The sequence below is a fragment of the Paraburkholderia sp. GAS38 genome (genome assembly GCF_050434965.1).
Taxonomy (GTDB): Bacteria; Pseudomonadota; Gammaproteobacteria; order Burkholderiales; family Burkholderiaceae; genus Paraburkholderia; species Paraburkholderia phenazinium_A.
Window position 1 is genome coordinate 242,139 of sequence record NZ_JBNDJO010000007.1, and the last position, 22,033, is coordinate 264,171.

General features: G+C 64.7%; 15 protein-coding genes. 11 read left to right on the forward strand and 4 right to left on the reverse strand.

Going from position 1 to position 22,033, the window contains the following annotated elements:
* Window positions 1-246 precede the first annotated feature (246 nt).
* Window positions 247-1,956: a methyl-accepting chemotaxis protein gene (locus P3T42_RS18805; RefSeq protein ID WP_429306884.1), complete on the reverse strand. Its 1,710-nt coding sequence runs from the start codon at window positions 1,954-1,956 to the stop codon at window positions 247-249.
* A gap of 586 nt (window positions 1,957-2,542) precedes the next feature.
* Here P3T42_RS18805 and phaP point away from each other — a divergent pair.
* The 3 genes from phaP to P3T42_RS18820 all read left to right on the forward strand — a co-directional run bounded on the left by phaP (window position 2,543) and on the right by P3T42_RS18820 (window position 5,342).
* Window positions 2,543-2,962 carry a phasin family protein gene (gene phaP / locus P3T42_RS18810; RefSeq protein WP_074296185.1) on the forward strand — a complete coding sequence of 140 codons (420 nt, stop codon included), beginning with the start codon at window positions 2,543-2,545 and terminating at the stop codon, window positions 2,960-2,962.
* A gap of 657 nt (window positions 2,963-3,619) precedes the next feature.
* Window positions 3,620-4,069 carry a DUF2844 domain-containing protein gene (locus tag P3T42_RS18815; RefSeq protein WP_083640379.1) on the forward strand — a complete coding sequence of 150 codons (450 nt, stop codon included), beginning with the start codon at window positions 3,620-3,622 and terminating at the stop codon, window positions 4,067-4,069.
* Window positions 4,070-4,079: 10 nt separating this feature from the next.
* A complete protein-coding gene (locus tag P3T42_RS18820; protein WP_074296183.1) occupies window positions 4,080-5,342 on the forward strand; it encodes a DUF3443 domain-containing protein in 1,263 nt (420 codons plus the stop codon).
* Between the two features lie 10 nt (window positions 5,343-5,352).
* Here the strand turns inward: P3T42_RS18820 and P3T42_RS18825 are convergent, their stop codons facing one another.
* Together P3T42_RS18825 and P3T42_RS18830 are read right to left on the reverse strand one after the other, a co-directional pair.
* A complete protein-coding gene (locus tag P3T42_RS18825; protein ID WP_429306885.1) occupies window positions 5,353-7,707 on the reverse strand; it encodes a tetratricopeptide repeat protein in 2,355 nt (784 codons plus the stop codon).
* Window positions 7,708-7,847: 140 nt separating this feature from the next.
* A complete protein-coding gene (locus P3T42_RS18830; protein ID WP_074296181.1) occupies window positions 7,848-8,981 on the reverse strand; it encodes a zinc-binding metallopeptidase family protein in 1,134 nt (377 codons plus the stop codon).
* A 338-nt stretch (window positions 8,982-9,319) separates the two neighbouring features.
* Here P3T42_RS18830 and P3T42_RS18835 point away from each other — a divergent pair, with 338 nt between their 5' ends.
* The 8 genes from P3T42_RS18835 (at window position 9,320) to hutG (ending at window position 20,465) form a co-directional block, all read left to right on the forward strand.
* The gene (locus P3T42_RS18835; RefSeq protein ID WP_074296180.1) at window positions 9,320-12,808 is read left to right on the forward strand and encodes a DUF2126 domain-containing protein; all 3,489 of its coding nucleotides are present in this window, start codon (window positions 9,320-9,322) and stop codon (window positions 12,806-12,808) included.
* Between the two features lie 28 nt (window positions 12,809-12,836).
* The gene (locus P3T42_RS18840) at window positions 12,837-15,461 is read left to right on the forward strand and encodes a circularly permuted type 2 ATP-grasp protein (RefSeq protein ID WP_429306886.1); all 2,625 of its coding nucleotides are present in this window, start codon (window positions 12,837-12,839) and stop codon (window positions 15,459-15,461) included.
* Window positions 15,458-16,348 carry a transglutaminase family protein gene (locus tag P3T42_RS18845; protein WP_074296178.1) on the forward strand — a complete coding sequence of 297 codons (891 nt, stop codon included), beginning with the start codon at window positions 15,458-15,460 and terminating at the stop codon, window positions 16,346-16,348. The genes P3T42_RS18840 and P3T42_RS18845 overlap by 4 nt, the downstream gene beginning before the upstream one ends.
* A gap of 143 nt (window positions 16,349-16,491) precedes the next feature.
* The gene (locus P3T42_RS18850; protein WP_429306887.1) at window positions 16,492-17,241 is read left to right on the forward strand and encodes an IclR family transcriptional regulator; all 750 of its coding nucleotides are present in this window, start codon (window positions 16,492-16,494) and stop codon (window positions 17,239-17,241) included.
* 83 nt (window positions 17,242-17,324) lie between these two features.
* The gene (locus P3T42_RS18855) at window positions 17,325-18,080 is read left to right on the forward strand and encodes a transporter substrate-binding domain-containing protein (RefSeq protein ID WP_429306888.1); all 756 of its coding nucleotides are present in this window, start codon (window positions 17,325-17,327) and stop codon (window positions 18,078-18,080) included.
* A gap of 17 nt (window positions 18,081-18,097) precedes the next feature.
* Window positions 18,098-18,766 (forward strand): amino acid ABC transporter permease, encoded by a 669-nt coding sequence (locus P3T42_RS18860; protein ID WP_074296176.1) that lies wholly within the window; start codon window positions 18,098-18,100, stop codon window positions 18,764-18,766.
* Complete coding sequence (locus P3T42_RS18865) at window positions 18,763-19,530, forward strand: amino acid ABC transporter ATP-binding protein (protein ID WP_074296175.1); 768 nt, start codon at window positions 18,763-18,765, stop codon at window positions 19,528-19,530. The genes P3T42_RS18860 and P3T42_RS18865 overlap by 4 nt, the downstream gene beginning before the upstream one ends.
* Entirely contained in the window at window positions 19,527-20,465 is a 939-nt protein-coding gene (gene hutG, locus P3T42_RS18870; RefSeq protein ID WP_429306889.1) for a formimidoylglutamase, read from the forward strand. The genes P3T42_RS18865 and hutG overlap by 4 nt, the downstream gene beginning before the upstream one ends.
* A 32-nt stretch (window positions 20,466-20,497) precedes the next feature.
* Here hutG and fliD read toward each other — a convergent pair whose 3' ends face one another.
* Entirely contained in the window at window positions 20,498-21,985 is a 1,488-nt protein-coding gene (gene fliD, locus P3T42_RS18875; RefSeq protein ID WP_074296173.1) for a flagellar filament capping protein FliD, read from the reverse strand.
* Window positions 21,986-22,033: the final 48 nt, after the last annotated feature.

Below are 22,033 nucleotides of genomic sequence, written 5' to 3' on the forward strand. Positions count from 1 at the left end.
CGGCCAAATCTTACATAAACGTCCTGCGGCGATAGGGTGGCGTCCGGATGCGACGTCGGACGTGGTGACTGCATGATGCGGCGCAGGGCAGAGCAAAGCCGGAGGCATCGAGGCGTGGCTGCGCGGCGCGCCTGATGCGCCGCACTCGCAGCGAGGAGGGAAGCGGAGCTTGCGTGCGGATCGACCGTGCCGGACGGTGCGCGATCGTACGAAGTCTCGAGCGCGTACCGCCGTTGTTCTCACGCGTTAGAACGTTTCCCAATTGTCGGAGCCGCCCTCGACCAACGCGGCTGCGGGTTTTGCAGCGGGGGCGACCGGCGCGCGTTTCGGCGCGGGACGCACCAGCGGAGCACGCGCCTTTGCCTTGCTCGCGGCGGCGACGGTACGCGGCGCGGCGCCGGCCGACTTGCTCTCAGTGACCTTGAACACGGAGACGGCACGTTTTTGCTGTGCGGCCTGCTGTTCGAGCGACTGCGCGGCTGCCGACGCCTCTTCGACGAGCGCCGCGTTTTGCTGCGTCACTTCGTCCATCTGGCCCACCGCCTGATTCACCTGCTCGATGCCGCGGCTTTGCTCATCCGATGCAGCCGAGATTTCCGCGTTGATATCGGCCACCCGCTTGATGGCCTGCTGCACTTCCGCCATCGTGCGGCCCACTTCTTCCGCTTGCGACGAGCCGTTGTGGATCGTTGCCACCGAACTCTGGATCAGGTCCTTGATCTCCTTCGCGGCGCTCGACGAACGCTGCGCGAGGCTGCGCACTTCGCCTGCGACCACCGCGAAGCCACGGCCCTGTTCGCCGGCGCGGGCGGCTTCGACCGCCGCGTTCAGCGCGAGAATATTGGTCTGGAAGGCGATGCCCTCGATCAGTGTGGTGATGTCGGCAATCTTCGCCGAACTCGCGGTGATATCGCCCATCGTCACCAGCATGCGTTCCACGACCGTATTGCCCTTGTCGGCTACGTCCGACGCATTGCCTGCCAGCGTCGTCGCCTGGCGCGCGTTTTCGGAGTTCTGCTTGACGGTTGCAGTGAGCTCTTCCATGCTGGCGGCCGTTTCTTCGAGCGAAGCCGCTTGCTCTTCGGTGCGCGAGGACAGGTCCATGTTGCCGGCTGCGATCTCGCTCGAGGCGACCATGATCGATTCGCTCGACGTCTTGATGCCGCGGACGATTTCGGCGAGATGCGTATCCATCTGCTTCAGCGCGCCGAGCAGATGACCGAATTCGTCTTTCGAATGAATCGTGAGTTCGTTTTCAAGCTGCCCTTCGGCGATGCGTTGCGCGAGCTGTACCGCCGATTGGAGCGGATTCATGATCGCCTTCAGCAGATACGCCGATGCGGCGATCGCAACGGCGAGGCCCAGCACGATCCCACCAATTGCGATCCACAGCAGCATGTGGAACGTGTCGATACCCTGGCCGGCGAGTTGCTTGACCTGGGTCGCATTCACATCGATGTCCTGATCGATGGTGTCGGACAGTTTGGTGCCCACGTTGCGCATGTTCTCCAGGTCCGCCGCGGCGGTATCGGGCGTGCCGCTGTCGGCGGCCGCGAGTTGCGAGTCGACCAGCGATTTGAAGTCGGCGTATTGAGCCGAGATCTGGTCGGCGATTTTGCGCTCGTCGTCCGCGGAAACTTTACCCGGGTAGTAGTCGGTCCACGCTGTGTCGAGTTTCTTCTGCAAGCCATGGATCTGCTCCGATGCCTGCTTGACCTCGCTCGGATCGTGGAGGACCTGCAGGCGGCTCAGCGCGAGGCGAATCTTCAGTGCGTAAGCCTGAGTGGCCGCGAGGTCTTCAATCGGTACCGTGCTGTCTCCATACATGGAGTTCATGTCCGAGCTCAAGGTTGCGAGCCCACGAACGCCCATCAATCCAATGGCGATCATCAAGACGATGCACGCGCCGAGCGCGAGAATGATCTTGAACTTGATTGTGTTCGTCAGCTTGTTCATGCGGATACCTGTACACGATGGGGAAAAACGATCTCTGCGGAGGGCGGGGCGCGTGAGCTATTTCGTCTGAGAAAAACCTCACGCTGCGCAGGGGTGTAGGTGTGTAAACGACATGCGCTATGAGTTCTGAAGGTGTGCATGGCACATTTGCGTGAACTTGTGCCGATAAGGGTTTGGTTTATTTCATTCGGGTTACGGCAACCTGCGAAATACACTTCAACCATGCACCAAACGGGTTCGGCGGCATCTCGCTGACACCTCGCGCGAGCGTAGCAGTGGCCCATGATGTCGAGGCATCAGGTAACGCGCAGTAAGGCACGTGCGATGCGGCGCAGCGAGCGCGGTCTGGGTCGAGCAACGCCGCAGGGCAGCGGTCACTTCTGTCCCTTAGCTGGCGCAATGTGTGCAGAAGGCGCATGATTGAGCCGTGTAGCGGCATGGCCCGCAGGCGCCCGGCAGGCAGCAGTTTCGGCGCAACAGCGAGCCACGGCACACCGGAGGTCAATCGAGGCACATTCATCGGCCCTGGGGGTCATCAGTGATGCAGCGATTGGCGTGGACCCATCTGCCCCAAGGAGGAATGAGCATGGAACGACCTGACGCCGCCAATCCGTTTGGCGAATTCACCAAAATGCTGGAGCAGTTCAAGCTACCCGGCTTCGACGTGCCCGCCATCATGGAAGCGCGACGCAAGGACGTCGAGGCGCTGGTAACGGCCAATCAGGCTGCGCTGCAGGGCATGCAGTCGCTCGCGCAGAAGCAGGCCGACATGCTGCGTTCGACTCTGGGCGAACTGCAGTCGCTGGCCGGACAATTCTCCGCCTCGGGTGGGGCACCCACGCAAACGGCCGAACTGGTCCAGCAGACCTTGCACAAAGCGTTGGCCGACATGCAGCAACTCGCGCAGGCGGCATATCAGTCGCAGGCGGAGTCGTATGCCGTGATCGCCAAACGCGTCGAAGAGAATGTGCAGGAGCTGAAAACCCTACTGCAACCGAAGAAGTAACAGATCGGCGGCGGTAGCCCACGCGCCCGATTCGAATTCCATTTGAACTCGGGTCTGGCGCGTCCGGGTCGAACACGATGCCGGTGCTGACAGGACATACTCCGTCAGCGCCGGCATTTTCATTTGCAGATCGCGGCGCGACGATGACACGGTTTGCGGCTCCGCGGGTTCCGTCCCGGCTTCGCAACGAAACCGCCCAACGTTTTCCTCAGACGAATAAAAAGCTTCGCATAACGAAATGTATGAGGGAAACAGGCTGAACGTCGATTATGTAGCGCCCATTTAATACGATCCGCAAAATTTTCCGCGTTGCCGGATTTTTTGCTGCCGCCCTTAATTTTTCTGATGCTGTTCGCTTAAAACGCAAGAAACGACCTAAACGGGCCGGGATGCACCGCCAGTACAGGTACTGGTTTCTTCAGTCAAACAGCATGTGCTGTCACGCCGTTTAACACGCTCAGCCAAACGATTGCGAGGGTGCTTTTTGCCTCGCTAAAGTTTCGCCCCGCCGCTCCGTAGACGCATTCACGCAACCTCTTCCGGCGTGATTGCAGCACCGGTTTCCACCGGTCGAGGAGTGCGCCCCTAATTCGTCGTTCTCGATCGCCACGGGCGATTCGCGAGCGTTTTCACCTCGAAGGAATTCACTTGAAAACGATGCTTCATACAGGCATTGCTTGCGCAATGCTGGGGGCAACCTGTGTCCTTTCCTTGCCCGCGGAGGCCACGCTTGGCCAGAACGTCAGCACCGTCGGCAACGACCAGGTGCTCATGCACGCCACCGCACACAGCGCGACTTCGCAAGCCGCGTACACGGTTCATCTGCTGACGCTGCCTTCGGGCACGGTCGTGCGCGAGTATGTGGCGCCCGGCGGGATCGTGTTCGGCGTGGCATGGGAAGGCCCGACGCTGCCGGATCTGAAGACCACGCTCGGCGCAGCCTTCGACTCCTACGTTGCGGCAACCGCGACGCGCCGCGGCACACCGCTCGCGGTCTCGAACAGCGACCTGGTGGTGTTCTCGGGCGGCCACCTGCGCGCGTTCGCCGGTCATGCGTACCTGCCGCAAGCCGTGCCGGCGGGCGTCGATGTCAACGTCATTCAATAACGGAGCCATCATGCGCGATTCAGATTCGTTTCTTAAGCTGGCGATTGCCGCGCTGCTGATGGTGCTGCTCGCCGCATGCGGCGGCGGTGGCGGCGGCAGCTCGAGCGGTAGCGCGTCGAACGCGTCGGCGCCTACGCAGTCGGTCACCAATACGTCGCCGGCGACCCAGGTGCTGGCGGCCAACGCGGTGGCGGTGACGGTCGACTCCGGTGTGAGCGGCGTGCCGAACATGCCTTTCGTCAGCGTTACGGTGTGCGCGCCGGGCACCACGCAGTGTCAGACCATCAATCACGTGCTGGTCGATACCGGCTCGTGGGGGCTGCGCGTGTTCGCTTCGCAACTGCCGTCCTCGGTGGCGTTGCCGCAGGAGCAGGATGCCTCGGGCAATCAGCTCGCCGAATGCATGCAGTTCTTCGACGGTTATACGTGGGGTGCGGTGCGGATCGCCGACGTGCAGGTTGGCGGCGAGAAAGCCGCTTCGCTGCCGATCCAGGTGATCGATCCGGGCTACAGCGCGGTGCCGTCGAACTGCAGCAGCGTCGGCGCCTCGCGCAACACCCCGGTCGCGCTGGCGGCCAACGGTGTGCTCGGCATCGGCGTGTTCAAGCACGATTGCGGCGCTAACTGCGCGCAGCAGGCCGTGCCCGCGACCTACTACGGATGTGCGGGGACCACTTGCACGTCGCTTGCGATCGCGGAAGCGCTGCAGGTGGCCAATCCGATTCCCTACTTCACGACCGACAACAACGGTTCGATCCTGATGCTGCCGGCGGTCGGCTCGAATAGCGAAGTGACGCTGACCGGTCAACTCGTGTTCGGCATCGGCACGCAAAGCAACAATGGCCTGGCCAGTGCGCAGGTGATCGGCGTCAGTCCGTCGAACGGCACGTTCTCGACGGTGCAAAACGGCTTGACGTACACGAAGAGCATCATGGACAGCGGTTCAACCGGACTGTTCTTCCAGACCAGCGCGTTGCCCACCTGCGCGAGTCCGAATAGTGCGTACTACTGCCCAACCTCGACTGAGCAGTTGAGCGCGATGATCGAAGGCGTGAATGGCGTCAACAGTGCGGTGTCGTTCAATGTGGGCAACGCGACGGCGCTGACGCAGAGTTCCGGCGGCGACTCGGTGATGCCGCTGCTTGCGGGACCGGCATTCGTGACGTCCGCGATTTTCGACTGGGGTTTGCCGTTCTTCTACGGCCGCAACGTCTACGCGGCAGTCGAGCAGCAAGCGACACCGGGCGGTACCGGGCCGTATGTCGCCTACTGATTCGCTCGCTTTACTGCGCGCACCACGCCTGCCACATCGTCCGGTAAGCCGCTTCGACGTGGTGGGCAAAGCGCGCGCCATCCATCAGCGGCGATCGCTCCATACGTGGCCGCAGCGCTTGCCGCAAGTCCGCGAGACGCGTACGGTCCGCAGCCAGCGCGACGGCGATGCGGACGAACGCGTCGTCCGAGTATGCGGCCAGTTCGGGCAGTCCCAGATTGACGAGCTGACTCAGGCCGCCGCGTCCCACAGCGGTCTCGCCGACCCGCGTGACAACGGGCACGCCCATCCATAGCGAATCGAGGCTCGTCGTGTGGCCGTTGTACGGAAACGTGTCGAGGCCTAGGTCGATCTGGTGATAGGTGCGTAGATAATCGCCACGCGGCTGGAACGGCACGAAGCCGACCCGCTGCAGATCGATGCCCTGGCGTTCCATCCGCCGCGCGAGATTCTGGTGGGCGTTGCCGGCCGGCGCCATTAGCAGCAGACGCGCCTCGCCGACTTCGCGCAACACGGCGCTCCACATGGCGAGCGTGCGGTCGGTCAGCTTGCAGGGATTGTTCAGGCAGCCGAACGTGAACGTGTTCGCGGTTAACGCCGGCAGCGGGTTGACCGCGGGCTCGTTCGCCAACGGGTCGTAGCACCAGAACGAGTCGGGCAGGCGCACTGAGCGTTCGGTGTAGTGGTGGTCGTGTGTGGGATCGAGATGCGGATCGGTCAGCCGGTAATCGATCGCCTCGATCCCGGTAGTGCCCGGATAGGCCAGCCATGCCACCTGCACCGGCGCGGGCTTGCGCGCAAACAGCAAAGGCCTGCCGTCGGCCATGTGCATGGCCAGATCGACGAGGATATCGATACCGTCCGCGCGAATCTGCTGCGCAAGCTGCTCGTCGTCGAGTTCGCGAACGTCGCGCCAGACGTCGGCATAACCGGCCAGCCGGCGCGTCAGGTCGTCGGGACGTTCGACGCTCGCATAGCAAAAGATTTCGAACTGCTCATGATCGTGATGCGAGAAGAACGGCACCGTAAACAGCGACTGGCAGTGGTCGCGAAAGTCCGCCGCCACGTAGCCGATCCGCAACCGTCGCTGCGGTGTGCGGTCGTTTGGATGCGGCCGGCGCGTCGCACGTAACGGCGTTTCATGCTGCGCGGACCAGCGCCGGCATTCGGCGAGCACCGTTTCGCCGGCTTCGGCTTGAAACGTCAGCGCATAGGCGAGGTTGCTGTGCGCGACCACGTTGTCCGGATCCGACTCGATGGCGCGGCGGTAGTGGACGATGCCTTCGTCGAGCGCGCCGCAGTCTTTCAGGACGTTGCCGAGGTTGTTGTGCGAGACCGAGTGATCCGGGTCGACTGCGAGTGCGGCTTCGAAGAGCGCCTCCGCTTCCCCCGTGCGGCGCAGCGTGCGCATCAGATTGCCGGCGTTGTTATAGGCCGCCACAAAGCCCGGACGCGTGCGGATCGCGGCGTCGAACGCCGCCGCGGCGGACTTGTATTCGCCGAGCTCCTTGCTGACGTTGCCGAGGTTGTTATGCGCGTCGGCGTGCAGCGGATCGAGCGCGACCGCATGGCGGTACTGCGCCTGGGCCTCGTGGCGCCGCCCGAGCGCATGCAGCGCGTTGCCGAGGTTGTACGCGGCTTCGGGAAAGTGCGGGTTGAGTGCGAGCGTGCGCGCGAGCAGGGTCACCGCCTCGTCGAACTCGCGCCGCGCGCAGCGCGCCACACCGAGGTTGAGCAGGCACGTCGGGGAGTCCGGCGCACTGCGCACTGCCGCGCTGAGCAGGTCGATGGCGGCGTCGAGCTGGCCGCTCTCCTGCAGGAGCGTGCCGAGGTTGGTCAGCGCGTTCGCGTGATCGGGTTGCACGGCGAGGGCGCGGCGATACGCGTCTTGCGCGCGTTCGGGCGCGCCGAGCTGACGATGGCAGTTGCCCAGGTTGTTCAATGCATCGACCTGCGCCGGATCGAGCGCGGCGGCCGACTCATACGCCGCGGCCGCTCCGCGCGCGTCGCCGTTCGACTGCAACGCGCCGGCGAGCGCGAACCACAGGTCCGCGGAGGTGGCGTCGAAGGCGAGCAGGGCGCGGTAGGTGTCGATGGCGTCGTCGAAACGTCCCGCTGCCGACAGCACCTGGCCGCGCGCGAACTGATAGCGGGCTTCGTGGGGCGCCAGCGCGATTGCGCGGTCCAGCCAGTCGAGCGCTTCGTTATAGGCGGCGCATTGCAGCCCGAGCACGCCAAGGCGAAACATGACGTCGGCATTGGCCGGCTCGTCGGCGAGGACGGTTTCGTAGAGCGAGCGGGCGCTGGCGAGGTCGCCCGCGAGGTGGCGCTCTTTGGCCAAGGCCAGAGACTGGTCGGTCCGCATCGAGGTCCTGCCTTGATCCGAAAGGGTAGCGAGAGGGATGCGGAGCCGGCCCGGCGGGCGCGCCGGAGCAGCGGCTGTCCGCTCGAACGAGCAGGATAGCCGCCGTTTCACTACCAAAGTTTACCAGCCGTCACAAAAATTTACGACGGCGTAACCGCTTCCGGGCCGGGTGGCGGTGCAGTGGGCGGGGGCGCCGACAGTGTCGGCGGCGGCTGTCCGGCAATCACCCGGTGCACCAGCCGCAGCTTCTCGACGACCGGCGGCGCGAGCGTGAACGGATAGCCGTCGGGCATACCCAGGCTGCGGTTCAGGCTGTTGAGCGCGTACGTCAGCGGAAACCAGCGCTTCATCAGGTTATCGAAGCTGGCGTCTTCGACCGGCGTCTGGTCGGTCAGCGTCGGCTCGCTCGGATCGCTCGGCAAAAGCGCCACGCCATAGGAGGTGGCGGTATCCAGCACGTCGACGATCAGCAGGTAGTGCGCCCACGTCTCCGCCCAGTCCTCCCACGGATGCATCGTCGCGTAGGCGCTGATGTACGACTGCGGCCACTCGGCCGGCGCACCGTCGCGGTAGTAGGTTTCCAGCGCCTCTGCATAGTCGGCGCGCTCGTCGCCGAACAGCGCCCGGAACGGCTCGAGCCAGGGCGTGCCGGCGACCAGGCGGTCGAAGTAGTAGTGTCCCGTCTCATGCCGGAAATGCCCGAGCAGGGTGCGGTAGGGCTCGTGCATGGCGGTGCGGGTGCGTTCGCGATAGGCGTCGTCGGCTTCCGCGATGTTTAGCGTGATCAGGCCGTTGTCGTGGCCGGTCATGACCTGGCCGCCGTCGCCGGTGTCCTCGAGAAACTCGAACTCGAGCCCGTCCTGCGGATGGTCGCGGCGCGACTCGACCTTCACGCCCAGCGTCGCAAACGTATAGAGCAGGCGCCGCTTGGCGACTTCGAGGCGGTACCAGTAGAGCCGGTTATCGGGCGGCGTGAGGTTCGGAATGGTGCGCGTCAGGAGACAGGAGCGGCATAGCGTCTCCGGTTGCCCGGCGGGAATCATCCAGTTGCAGACGTGTTCGAGCGCGTAGTTGCCGCATTGCCGGTACAGCGCGCCGGCGGCCTGCGGATGCAGGCTGCGCCAGAGGCCCTCGCCGGCATCTCCGCCGGCCGCCTCGAAGGCGCTCAGCTCGCCCAGTTCCGGCACGAAGCCGAGCATCGCCTCGCAGCGCTCGCAGAGGACGTTTTCGTAGAACACAAGGTGCTCGCAGCGGTTGCAGTGGAAGGTTCTCATGGGGGACCTGAAGGTGGGCTGACGGGCGCCGGATACACCGCAATCTTCATGCCGCATTTGCCAGACGTCACTGGTTTAACGCACATTACGTGCATGATGGGGCATGCGCTCTGCGCCGCTTTGGTGCGTGCAGCCGGGAAAGCCTTGTGCGAGGCTGGCCGACGGGTGCGCCAGGTGAGGCGTCGACAGGTTCTTGCAGGCTTCGGGAGGCTGCAAGGTCCACGCATGCGCATACGGAGTTTGTTTGCCGGCCGCGAGGCCAGACCCGGCAAGTTTTTCTACCAACGGCATGAAGCTTGCTTTTTGGCGGGCTGCCATCCTTCGCCCAGGAGTCCGGTGTGTCTATACGTGTCGCGTTGAACCATGTCACACATTATCGTTATGACCGCCTGGTCGCGCTGTCGCCGCAGGTCGTGCGGTTGCGTCCCGCGCCCCATTGCCGTACCCCGATCGTGTCGTATTCGATGCGGGTCGAGCCGGCCGAACATTTCATCAACTGGCAGCAGGATGCCTTCGCCAACTACCAGGCGCGGCTGGTGTTTCCCGAGAAAACCCGCGAGTTCAAGATCACCGTCGACCTGGTGGCCGAAATGGCCGTCTACAACCCGTTCGACTTCTTCCTCGAGCCGTCCGCCGAGAAATTCCCCTTCGAGTACGCGCCCGGCCTCGCCGCCGAGCTGGCGCCCTACCTGATCAAGCGCGAGCCGACCCCGCGCTTCAAGGAGTTCGTGGCGAGCATCGACCGCTCGCCCAAGGTGACCGCGGACTTTCTGGTGGAACTGAACCAGCGCCTGCAGCGCGAGATCCGTTATCTGATCCGGATGGAACCCGGCGTGCAGACGCCCGAAGAAACGCTCACCACGGCGGCTGGCTCGTGCCGCGATTCCGGCTGGCTGCTGGTCGAGACCTTGCGGCAGTTGGGGCTTGCCGCGCGCTTCGTGTCCGGCTATCTGCTGCAACTGGCGCCGGATACCAAGTCGCTGGACGGCCCGAGCGGCACCGAAGTCGACTTCACCGACCTGCACGCCTGGTGCGAGGTCTACTTGCCGGGCGCCGGCTGGATCGGGCTCGATCCGACTTCGGGCCTGCTGGCGGGCGAAGGCCACATTCCGGTAGCCTGCACACCGGAGCCGGGCAGCGCCGCGCCGATTTCGGGCGCGGTGGACGAGTCCGAAGTCGAGTTCGAACACACGATGTCGATCTCGCGGGTGCTGGAGACGCCGCGCGTCACCAAGCCTTATACCGAGGAAGTCTGGTCCGACGTCCTGAAGATGGGCGCCTACGTGGACGAGGAACTGGAGGCGATGGACGTGCGCCTGACGATGGGCGGCGAGCCGACCTTCGTCGCGGTGCGCGATCGCGACGCCGCCGAGTGGAACACCGACGCCCTCGGGCCGACCAAGCGCAGCTACGCGGTCGGGCTGATGGACAAGCTGCGTTCCCGCTACGGCGCGAACGGTTTCCTGCATATCGGTCAAGGCAAGTGGTATCCGGGCGAGCAACTGCCGCGCTGGGCGCTGTCGCTCTATTGGCGGGCGGATGGCGAGCCGTGCTGGCAGGATCCGACGCTGTTCGCCGACGAGCGCCAGCCGGGCAGCTATACCGCGGAAGACGCGCGTACCTTCCTGACCCACCTGACGGGCAAGCTCGCGCTCGACGCGCAGTTCATCAAGGCCGGCTACGAGGACACCTGGTACTACCTGTGGCGCGAGCGGCGCCTGCCGGTCAACGTCGATCCGTTCGATTCGCGCCTCGACGACGAGATGGAGCGCGTGCGCTTACGGCGCGTCTACGATAGCGGCCTCGCCTCGGTGACGGGCTACGTGCTGCCGCTTTCGCGCGAACGCGACCTGCCGCTGGAAGGGCCGCGCTGGGTCACAGGTCCGTGGTATTTCCGCGGCGACCGCATGTATCTGATCCCGGGCGATTCGCCGATGGGCTACCGCCTGCCGCTGGATGCGCTGCCGTGGGTCTCGGAGACGGACTATCCGTACCAGCACGCGCACGATCCGTTCGCCCCGCCCGCGCCGCTGCGCACGGCGGCGCAATTGCGCATGCAGTATGAAGGCGGCACGGGGGCGGGGCGTGTGGCAGGCGAGGCAAGTGGCGGCGCGGATGGTCACGGTGTGGGCGGTGCGGCTGCACTGCGCGCCGGCGGCACAGGTACGGGCACCGGCGCAGGGGCGGCCGGCGCCACGCCCGCCACCCTGCGCATACCCGAACGGGGCGAGTCGGCAAGCTGGATCACCCGCACCGCGTTGTGCGTCGAAGCCCGCGATCCTGCTCGCGCCGCCGGTCCGAAGGTCGAAACCGACAGTTTCGGCAGCGGCCGCAAGATGCTGCATGTGTTCATGCCGCCGCTCACCGAGCTCGACGACTATCTGGACCTGCTCGCCGCAGTCGAAGCGACGGCCGCCGAACTGGGCATGAAGGTCGTCATCGAAGGCTATCCGCCGCCGCGCGATCAGCGTCTGAAGATGCTGCAGGTGACGCCGGACCCGGGCGTGATCGAAGTGAACATCCACCCGGCGTCGAGCTGGGAGCAACTGGTCGACCACACCGAGTATCTGTACCAGTCGGCGCACGAAACGTATCTGAGCACCGAGAAGTTCATGACCGACGGCCGCCACACCGGCACCGGCGGCGGTAACCACTTCGTGCTCGGCGGCGCGACGCCGGCCGACAGTCCGTTCCTGCGACGCCCGGATCTGCTGGCGAGCCTGGTGGCTTACTGGCTCAACCACCCGTCGCTGTCGTACCTGTTCTCGGGGCTGTTTATCGGACCGACCAGCCAGGCGCCGCGCGTCGACGAGGCGCGTAACGACCAGATCTACGAACTGGAGATCGCCTTCCGCGAACTGCAGCGCCAGATCGATCTGCTCGGCGGCCGCCACGGCGGGCAATTGCCGGCGTGGATGATCGACCGCTCGCTGCGCAACATCCTGATCGACGTCACCGGCAACACGCACCGCGCCGAGTTCTGTATCGACAAGCTCTATTCGCCCGACGGCCCGACCGGCCGCCTCGGTCTGCTGGAGCTGCGCGGCTTCGAAATGCCGCCGCACGCGCGCATGAGCCTTGTCCAGCAGTTGCTGCTGCGCGCACTGGTGGCGCGTTTCTGGAAGACGCCGTACACCACGCGTCTGACGCGCTGGGGTACGGAACTGCACGACCGTTTCCTGCTGGGCACGTTTGTGGAGATGGATTTCGACGACGTCCTCGCGGACCTGGCCGAAGCAGGCTACGCCTTCGACCGCTCGTGGTTCGCGCCGCATTTCGAGTTCCGCTTCCCGCTGGTGGGCGAAACGACGACCAGCGGCGTGACGCTGACCATCCGCAGCGCGCTCGAACCGTGGCATGTGATGGGCGAGGAGGGCGCGCCGGGCGGCACGGTGCGTTATGTGGATTCCTCGGTGGAGCGGCTTGAAGTGCGCGTGCTGGGTCTGAACGAGAACCGTCATGTGGTGACCGTCAACGGCGTGCCGCTGCCGCTGCAACCCACAGGCCGCGTCAGCGAGTTTGTGGCGGGCGTGCGCTATCGGGCGTGGTCGCAACCGTCGGCCTTGCATCCGACGATCGGCGTCGATGCTCCGCTTACTTTTGACCTCGTCGACACCTGGACTGGCCGTTCTATTGGCGGATGCCAGTATCATGTGGCTCATCCGGGTGGGCGCAATTACCAGACCTTCCCGGTCAACGCGTACGAGGCCGAGAGCCGGCGGCGCGCGCGCTTCTTTACGATGGGTCATACGCCTGGACCGCTCGTGGCAGAGGCGCCGCAACGCAGTCTGGAATTCCCGTTCACGTTGGACTTACGCTACTGGTGACCTGAAAAACAATTAACCCGATACGACCTTGGCCTTTCAATCGACTTTTCCCTTCGAGGCAACCGCGGCTCACGCGGATGCGCTGTCGCTCCTGCGGGTGCTGCCGGTCCGCGATGGGCACTGGGACGAGTTGCTCGATTCGTCAGGGTCGTTGCGCGAGCCGTGGCGGCGGTTTTTCGAACTGCTCGGCGACGACGGCATTGCCGCGCTCGAGCACCACACGGCCTCGGTCGCGCAGCAGATCCGCGATAACGACATCAGCTACAACGTCTACGCGGACAAGGGCGAGCCACGGCCGTGGGCGCTCGATCTGCTGCCGTTGCTGATCGACGAGGCCGAGTGGGCCGAGATCGAAGCCGGCGTGATGCAGCGGGCGCAGTTGCTCAACGCGGTGGTGGCCGACGTCTACGGTCCGCAGACCCTGCTGCAGCGCGGCCAGTTGCCGCCCGCGCTGGTGTTTGGGCACCCGGGCTATCTGCGGTCCGTGCGCGGCTTTACGCCGCCGGGCGGCCAGTATCTGCAGGTGGTCGCGGTGGATCTTGCCCGTGCGCCGAACGGCAACTGGACGGTCATGTCGCATCGTACCGAGGCGCCCTCGGGCCTCGGCTACGCGCTGGAGAACCGGCTGATCGTATCGAGCCAGTTCGCCGAGCCGTTCCGGTCGCTGCACGTGAGCCGCCTCGCGCCGACCTATTCGCAACTGATCGCCACGCTCGTGCAGTCGGCCCGTGCCGTGATGCATGGCGATGCCGCGGACAGTTCGCCGCATATCGCGCTGCTCACGCCGGGGCCGTTCAGCGAAACCTATTTCGAGCATGTCTTTCTGGCGCGCTATCTGGGCGTGACGCTCGTCGAGGGCAAAGACCTCACGGTGCGCGACGACATGCTGTATCTGAAGACGCTCGCCGGTCTGGAGCGGGTGCATGTAGTGCTGCGTCGCCTCGACGACGCGTTTTGCGATCCGGTGGAACTGCGCGCGGATTCGAGCATCGGCGTGCCGGGCCTGTTGCAGGTGATGCGGGCCGGCAACGTGATCGTCTCCAACGTGCCGGGTTCGGGCTTTGTGGAATCCCCGGCGTTGCATGGTTTTTTGCCGGGCATCGCCGAGGCGCTGCTGGACGAAGACCTGCTGCTGCCGGGCGTGCCGACCTGGTGGTGCGGCGAAGAGGCGGCGCGCGAGCACGCCTTTGCGCATCTGGACGAAGCCTTTCTCGTGCCGACCTGGCCGACCGCGCAGCGCGACAGTCCGCCGGGCCTCGCGCACGGCGTTCAGCCGCTCGATGCATGGCGCGGCCGGATCGAAGCGCTGCCCGATAACTTCACGATTCAACTGCCGCTGCCGTATTCGTGTGCGCCGCGCTATGAGGACGGCACGCTGGGGCGCCGTCCGTCGGTGCTGCGCGTGTATGCGATCGCCGATTTCAACGGCGGCTGGCATGTGATGCCGGGCGGCTTCACGCGTCTCGCCGCGGAACGGCAGGCGACGGTGTCGATGCAGTTCGGCGGCAGCAGCGTCGATACCTGGGTGCTGTCGAGCCAGCCGATCTCCACCTTCACGCTGCTGCCTTCGCCGATGCAGCCCGCCGACCTCGCGCGCAAGCATCGCACGGTCTCGAGCCGGGCCGCGGAGAATCTGTTCTGGGCCGGGCGCTACAGCGAACGCGCCGAGAATAACGTGCGGCTGTTGCGCCTGATCCTCGGTTCGCTGGAGAGCAACGACGCGGATGCCATGTTCGAGACGCTGGTCGAACTGGCGCTGTACTGCGGGCTGGTGCAATTCGGCGACGTGCGCAACGACGATTCGCTGCAGGCCTTCGAACGCACGCTGGTGGCGAATCTGCACGAGACCACGGGGCCCGCCAGCATCGGCCAGGTGCTGAACGCGCAGGTGCGGGCGAGCGGCGAGATTCGCGGCCGTCTTTCGAACGACCACTGGCGGACGATTCTCGCCGCCCGTAACGACTTCCGCGACGCCTTGCAGAAGCTGATGCCCGCCGCCAGTGCGAGCGCCGCGAACGGCAATGGCGCCGCCGCGCCGGGCAGCAGCCGTCATGACCGCTACGATCGCGTCACCTTGATGGACGCGCTCGAACATCTGGCCACGCAACTCTCGGCGATCAGCGGCGCGCAAGGCGACCGCATGACCCGCGACGAAGCGTGGCGCCTGCTGTTTGCCGGCCGGCATATCGAACGGGTCGCCTCGATGACGTCGACCTTGCGCGTGGTGGCCGACAAGGGTCAACTCGCCACGCCGGCCGGTTTCGACCTGCTGCTGCAACTGTTCGACAGTACGCTGACTTACCGCTCGCTCTACCCGGGCCGTCTCGAAGTGCCGGCGCTGATCGACCTGCTGGTGGTCGAGCCGACCAATCCGCGCGGCCTGTACGGCGTCTACGAACGGCTGTGCGGCAAGCTCGACGAGATTACGATTGCGGCGGGCGGCACCCGCCACCGCGCGTTTGTCGATCTGATGCCGCCGCCCGACACGTTGCCGTCGCTCGAAAGCCTGTGCGAGACGGACGAGAACGGCGCCTACACGGTGCTGATCCAGGTCTGCGACGACCTCGGCGCTTTCGCCGCCGCGGCGGCCAACGAAATCAGCGCGCGCTACTTCAGCCACGCCAACACGCTCGCTTCGCAGGTATCGTCATGAAGACCGCACAGACCATCCTGTCGGTCTCGCACCGCACCACTTACCGTTATTCGACCTTCGTCGAAACCGCGCAGCATCTCGCGACCATCCGGCCGCTGGTGTGCGCCTGGCAGCGCGTCATCTCGCATGAAGAGAAGATCGAGCCGGAACCGTCGTATATGCACAGCCGCATCGATGCGTTCGGCAACGACGTGCTGTATTTCACGCTCGACGCGCCGCACGAGCGTCTGCAGATGGTCAGCGAAACCACGGTGCAACTGACGCCGCGCTGGACGAAGCTCGATCCCGACACCACGCCCGCATGGGAGGAGGTGGCCGACGCGCTGCGTTTTCACGTGGGCGGCGAGTTCCGGCCCGAGGTCGAATTCTGTTTTGCCTCGCCGAATATTGCTTTGCGGCCCGCGTTGCGCGCCTATGCGCTACCGAGCTTCACGCCCGGCACGCCGGTCGCGGCCGGTGCGATCGATCTGATGCATCGCATTTACCGCGACTTCGCGTATAAGCCTTCAGCAACGATGTTCGATACGCCGGCCGAGCGCGCGTTCGAATTGAAGAGCGGTGTATGTCAGGATTTCGCGCAGGTGATGATCGGCTGTCTGCGTTCGCTCGGGCTGCCGGCGCGCTATGTGAGCGGCTATCTGCGCAACGATCCGCCGCCGGGCCAGCCGCGCCTGATTGGGGCGGATGCGTCCCATGCGTGGGTGTCGGTGCATTGCCCGGGGAGTGGCTGGATCGATCTTGATCCGACGAATGATGTGCTCGCCGATATGGATCACGTGACGCTCGCGATTGGGCGCGATTACAGCGACGTGTCGTTGCTGCGCGGGATGATTCTCGGCGGTGGCGCGCATCGTGTGGAAGTGGGGGTGAGCGTGCTGCCGTTGTGAGGTTCGCGGCTCACGCGCGTCGTTTTCTCCTGTTCAGGGGAAAACCCTCGTCATCGATTCTCACGCCATGGGAAATCGATTTTTGAAATCTGAGAACGTTCTGGCATCCTCACTTCATCGTTATTCGTCGTGTCGTGGTGGTCGTGAACGCGGAACAGAATGTCACCGGTGCAGAACGTGTGCTGCTCGTCCTTGCGGCGCTGGCCAGTCATGGCAAGGCGCTTTCCGTGAGAGACCTGCAGGCCATCACCGGACTCGCACAAAGCACCCTCTACCGGCAGATCGCGCTCCTCAAACGCTGGGGTTTCGTCGCGGAAAACGCCGGACACTACGCCCCTGGTCCGATTAGCCTGCAACTCGCGCTCGGCTTCGACGTCAATTCGCTGCTCGTCGAAGCGAGCCGCAGCGAAATGCAGGTGCTGGCGCGGGTCTCGCAAGAGAGCATCGGGCTCGTCGTCGCAGTGAAGAACCAGGTGATGTGCCTCGAAATGGTCGAGAGCCAGCATTCGTTGCGCTGCTCGTTCGAGAAGGGGCGGGCCGTGCCCCTGAAAGCCGGCGCCTCGGCCAAATCGTTGCTCGCCTTCATGAGCGACAAGGCACGCACCGAAGTACTGGACAGCACGTTCGAACATGACGCGCCAGGGCGTGCCGCGCTCGAAGCTGAACTGGCGCGCATCCGCGCCGAAGGCTACGCCGTCAGCGACAGCGAAGTCGACCCAGGCGTGTGGGGCGTGAGCGCGCCGATCTTCCATCGCGGCGGCCGCGCGGCGGGCTGCAGTGCCTCGATCACGCTGATGGCGCCGTCGACCCGCGCCGCCGGCCGCGAAAGCCAGTTTATCGACGGGACGCTACGCACGGCCCGCGCCATCTCCGAGCATCTGCAGTCCGAATGATTTTCACGAACCCGAACCCGAACGATTCTCCCGGTCCCGATTCCGCATTGATCCTTGCCTTGGTCCTTTTTTGGAGCTCCGCCATGAAACTGCAACGCCTGTTCTCCCTCACCTGCCTGACGCTCGCCGTCACCTTTGCGGGCTTCTCCGGCCCAGCCTCGGCGCAAGGCGCCAATGTGCTGCAGGTCGCCACCGACGCCACCTTCCCGCCGATGGAGTTCACCGAAAACGGCGCGCGCACCGGTTTCGACATCGACATCATGAATGCGCTGGCGAAGGCGATGGGCAAGACCGTGCAGTGGACCGACATCGACTTCAAGGGATTGATTCCCGGCCTGATCGCTCACCGCTTCGATGCTGCGATCTCGGCGATCTACATCACCGACGACCGCGCCAAGGTGGTCGACTTCACCGACCCGTACTACGCGGGCGGCCTCGTCGCATTGGTGAAAACCGATTCGCCGATCAAGGCGCTGACCGACCTGAACGGCAAAAAAGTCTCGGTGCAGGTGGGCACGAAATCGGTCAACTTCCTGCGCGACAACTACCCGCAAGTACAGCGCGTCGAAGTCGAGAAAAACCAGGAGATGTTCGATCTGGTCGGTATCGGCCGGGCCGATGCGGCCGTCACTGGCAAACCTGCGGCGTATCAACTGGCCAGGACGCGCGGCGGCTTTCGCGTGATCAGCCAGCAGCTCACCACCGAGCAGTACGGCGTTGCCGTGCGCAAGGACGAGCCTGAGCTGAAGGGTGCGTTGAACACCGCACTCGCCAGGATCAAGGCCGACGGCACCTATGCGGCGATCGTCCACAAGTGGTTCGGCGCTGACGCGCAATAACCGGCTGAGTCAGACAGATGGAACTCGATTTCTCGCCGGTCATCGCCGGCTGGACCGACATCGCACACGGCGCGCTCGTCACGGTGGAAGTGACCGCGGCGGCGCTTGCACTGAGTTGCGTGCTCGGTCTCCTGATCGGCATTGGCCGTCTTACGCCGAAGCGCCGCGTCCTGTACGGCTTCTGCACCGCTTACCTGACGTTTTTCCGCGGCACACCGTTGCTCGTGCAACTGTTTCTGCTGTTCTTCGGCCTGCCGCAGTTCGGCATCCTGCTGCCCGCGTTCGTGTGCGGCGTGCTGGGGCTGGGACTGTATTCGGCCGCCTACGTCTCGGAGATCGTGCGTGGGGCGATCCAGTCGGTGGATCGCGGGCAGATGGAGGCGGCGCGGTCGATCGGCATGTCCTCGGGCCAGGCGATGCGCGCCATCATCCTGCCGCAGGCCGTGGTGCGGATGATCCCACCGCTCGGCAACGAATTCATCGCGCTAATCAAGAACTCGGCGCTGGTGTCCCTGCTGACCATCGACGACCTGATGCACGAAGGTCAGAAAATCATCAGCGTGTCGTACCGTTCGCTCGAGGTGTACCTGGCCATTGCGCTGGTGTATCTCGTGCTGACCCAGGCGACCAATTACGCACTGCATCGCGTCGAGCGTCGTTTGCGTGCAGGAGGCATGGTGCAATGAACAACGCGTCGCAACCTATCGTTCAGATTCGCGGGCTGACCAAGTCGTTCGGCGCGCACGTCGTGTTGAACGGCATCGATTTCGACATTCAACCGCAGCAGGTGGTGGTCGTGATCGGGCCGAGCGGCTCGGGCAAAAGCACGTTCCTGCGCTGCTGCAACGGTCTCGAACAGGCCGAAGGCGGCACCGTGGATATCTGCGGTCATCGTCTGGTGGATCACGGCGTCATGCTGAAGGAGCGCTCGCTCAATGCGCTGCGCACCGAGGTCGGCATGGTGTTTCAGTCGTTCAATCTGTTTCCGCATCTGTCGGTGCTGCATAACATCACCGTGGGGCCGCGCATGCTGCGCGGCGCGAGCAAGGCCGAGGCCGAAACCGCGGCCATGGCCCTGCTCGACAAGGTGGGCCTCGCGCACAAGGCCAATGTGATGCCCGCCAGCCTCTCGGGCGGCCAGAAGCAACGCGTGGCGATTGCCCGGGCGCTTGCCATGCAGCCGCGCGTGATGCTGTTCGACGAACCCACCTCGGCACTCGACCCGGAACTGGTCGGCGAAGTGCTGCAGGTCATGAAGCTGCTGGCGAGCGAAGGCATGACGATGGTGGTCGTCACGCACGAAATGGGCTTTGCCAAGGAAGTCGCCGACGTCGTGGTGGTGATGGACGGCGGCGTGATTGTCGAAGCCGGGCCGCCTTCGGAGATTTTTTCGGCGCCGACGCAACCGCGTACGCGTGCCTTTCTGCAAGCCGTGTTGTCGCGCGCATGAACCTTCCGTTCGACGAAAAGGTGTGGAGCGGCCGCCGCGACGACGGCGAGCCTGGCGATACGCGGCGCGTGTTCAGCCAGGTCACGCGGTTTGCGGGCGAGCGGCTCGCTCGGGATACGCCGGTGATCGTCGGTTTCGGCTCGGATGAGGGCGTGCGCCGCAACCAGGGACGCACGGGGGCGGCGCATGCGCCGAAGGAGTTGCGAAGAGCGCTTGCCGGCCTGCCGGCGAAGGCATCGACGGCACTGTACGATGCCGGCGATGTACTCTGCGACGACGGCGATCTCGAAGCCGCGCAACACGCGTTGGGCGAGGTTGTTGCGGCGATCCTCGCATGCGGTGGCCGGCCGCTGGTGTTCGGCGGCGGTCATGAAGTGGCGTGGGGGACGTACAGCGGTTTGCGCGCTCATCTAGGCGACGCGGCCGAGCGCCGACTGCTGATCGTGAATTTCGATGCGCACTTCGATCTGCGCCAGACGCGTCCGGCGAATTCCGGCACGCCCTTCGATCAGATGGCGTGTGATTGCGCGACGCGCGGCGTGCCGTTCAATTACGTGTGCCTGGGGATCAGCGATCTCGCCAATACCGCGGCGTTGTTCGCACGGGCGCAGGAACTCGGCGTGCGGTATGTGCTCGATACGGAACTGCAGGAATCGCAATTGCCGCACCGTCTGGCTCAACTGGACGCGTGGCTCGAAGCCGCAGACGATATCTATCTGACCGTCGATCTGGACGTGCTGCCCGGCTCGACCGCGCCAGGCGTATCGGCACCCGCGGCGCTTGGGGTGCCGCTGGCGGTTGTCGAAGCGATGGCGATGCGCGTGCGCGCTTCGGGCAAACTGCGCGCGGCGGATATCGCCGAGTACAACCCCTTGCTCGATCACGACAAGCGCACCGCGCGGGTGGCGGCGCGGCTCGCGCATCGCTTGTTGTGAGCGGGGAGGCGCCGCCTCCCCATGCCGCGAACCTACTTGTTGTTCGCCATCGCCCCAGCACTATTCTTCCCGCCAAACAGGGCGGTCAGATAGTCGCCGTTCTGGCTCGTCTGCGTCATCAGCTTGTTAAGCGCCGTGAACTGCGCGTTGTAACCCTTGGTCAGCTTGTCCGTGTAATCGGTCAACTGGGTTTGCTGGCTGCTGATCGCCTTCAGGTCGGCAGTGAGCGCGTCGCTGTGGGCATCGAGCATGCCGCCCGTCTTCAGGAACGAAGTCAGCGACGTGTTCATCGAAGCAGCCAGGCCTGTCTTCGAGTCGAAGAGGGCGGCGACGGCTGTCGAGTCCGTGGTCAACGCGGTCGTCAGCTTGACGTCGTCGGTCTTGAGCGTGCCGTCCTTCTGCAACGTGATGCCGATGGCCGCGAGGTTGGCCGTGCTGCTGCCCTGTTTCAGGCCGCCGCTCATCGCACTCGCCAGCGTGTTGCGGATCGCGTTGAAGGTGGAATCGCCGAGCAGCACGCCGCCTTGCGAGCCGGCTTTCCTGGTGGCGTCGAAACCCGTGAACGACGCGGAAGTGCTGATGAAGTTGTTGTACGCCGTGACGAACGCGCTGATCGCGGTCTTCTGATCCGTGACGTCCTGCGCGATCGTGAGCGTCTGCGGGTTGTCCACCGCGTCGGCCGACAGGTTCAGCGTCAAGCCTTCGATAGCGGACGTGATGGTGTTGCTGGCGTTCTCGATCTCCATGCCGGAGAGGGTGAGATGCGCGTTCTGTCCGGCGACGCTTTGCTTCCAGTTGCCGGAGTCGTCCACCTGGGTTGTGGCCGGTGTGGTGGTCGAAATGGTGCTCTTCACGTTGAGCTTGTTGAGGTCCGCGCTCTCCGACTGGACCTGCACATTGATGCCGTTCGCGAGGCCGGTGGCGCTGGAGTGCAGCAGCAGATGCGCGCCGTCCACCCCGTTGACAACCGTCGCCGCGACACCCGGATTACCGGACGCCGCGTTGATGGCCGCGGCGATATCGGTCAGCGTGCTTTTGCCGCTTGCGATATTGATGGTGGTGCTTTTGCCGCCCACCGACAACGTCAGTGAGCCCGCACCAAGGGCCGTCTTGCTGGTGAACGCGCCGGAGGTGATGGACTGCGAGGCGGCAATGCTTTTGACGTCCACGGCATAGCTGCCCGCCACCGCACCCTTGCCAGCCGAGGCTGTCAGGCCCTTGCCGCCGGCAGATGCTGTGAAGGTGGTGAAGGCGCTGCCGTTCGCGAGCGGTGTCAGGGCGCTTTGCAGCAGCGAGAGCACCGACTTCACCGTGCCGATCGCGGTCAACTGATTGTTGTCGTGCGTGGCCCGGCTGGTGAGCGCGGCCTTTTTGCCGGCCACTTTCGCATTGACGAGCGCGGTGACGAGGGCGTTCACGTCCGTGTTCGATTTGGTCGAGCCGCTGATGATCGACTGCGCGGCTTCCTGAATCGACGTGCTCGCAGAACTGGATGCGGTGCTGCTGGTTACCGTTGACATGACGTGTTGGCCCCTCGCGTCAGCAAAATGGATTGGAATACGGCATGA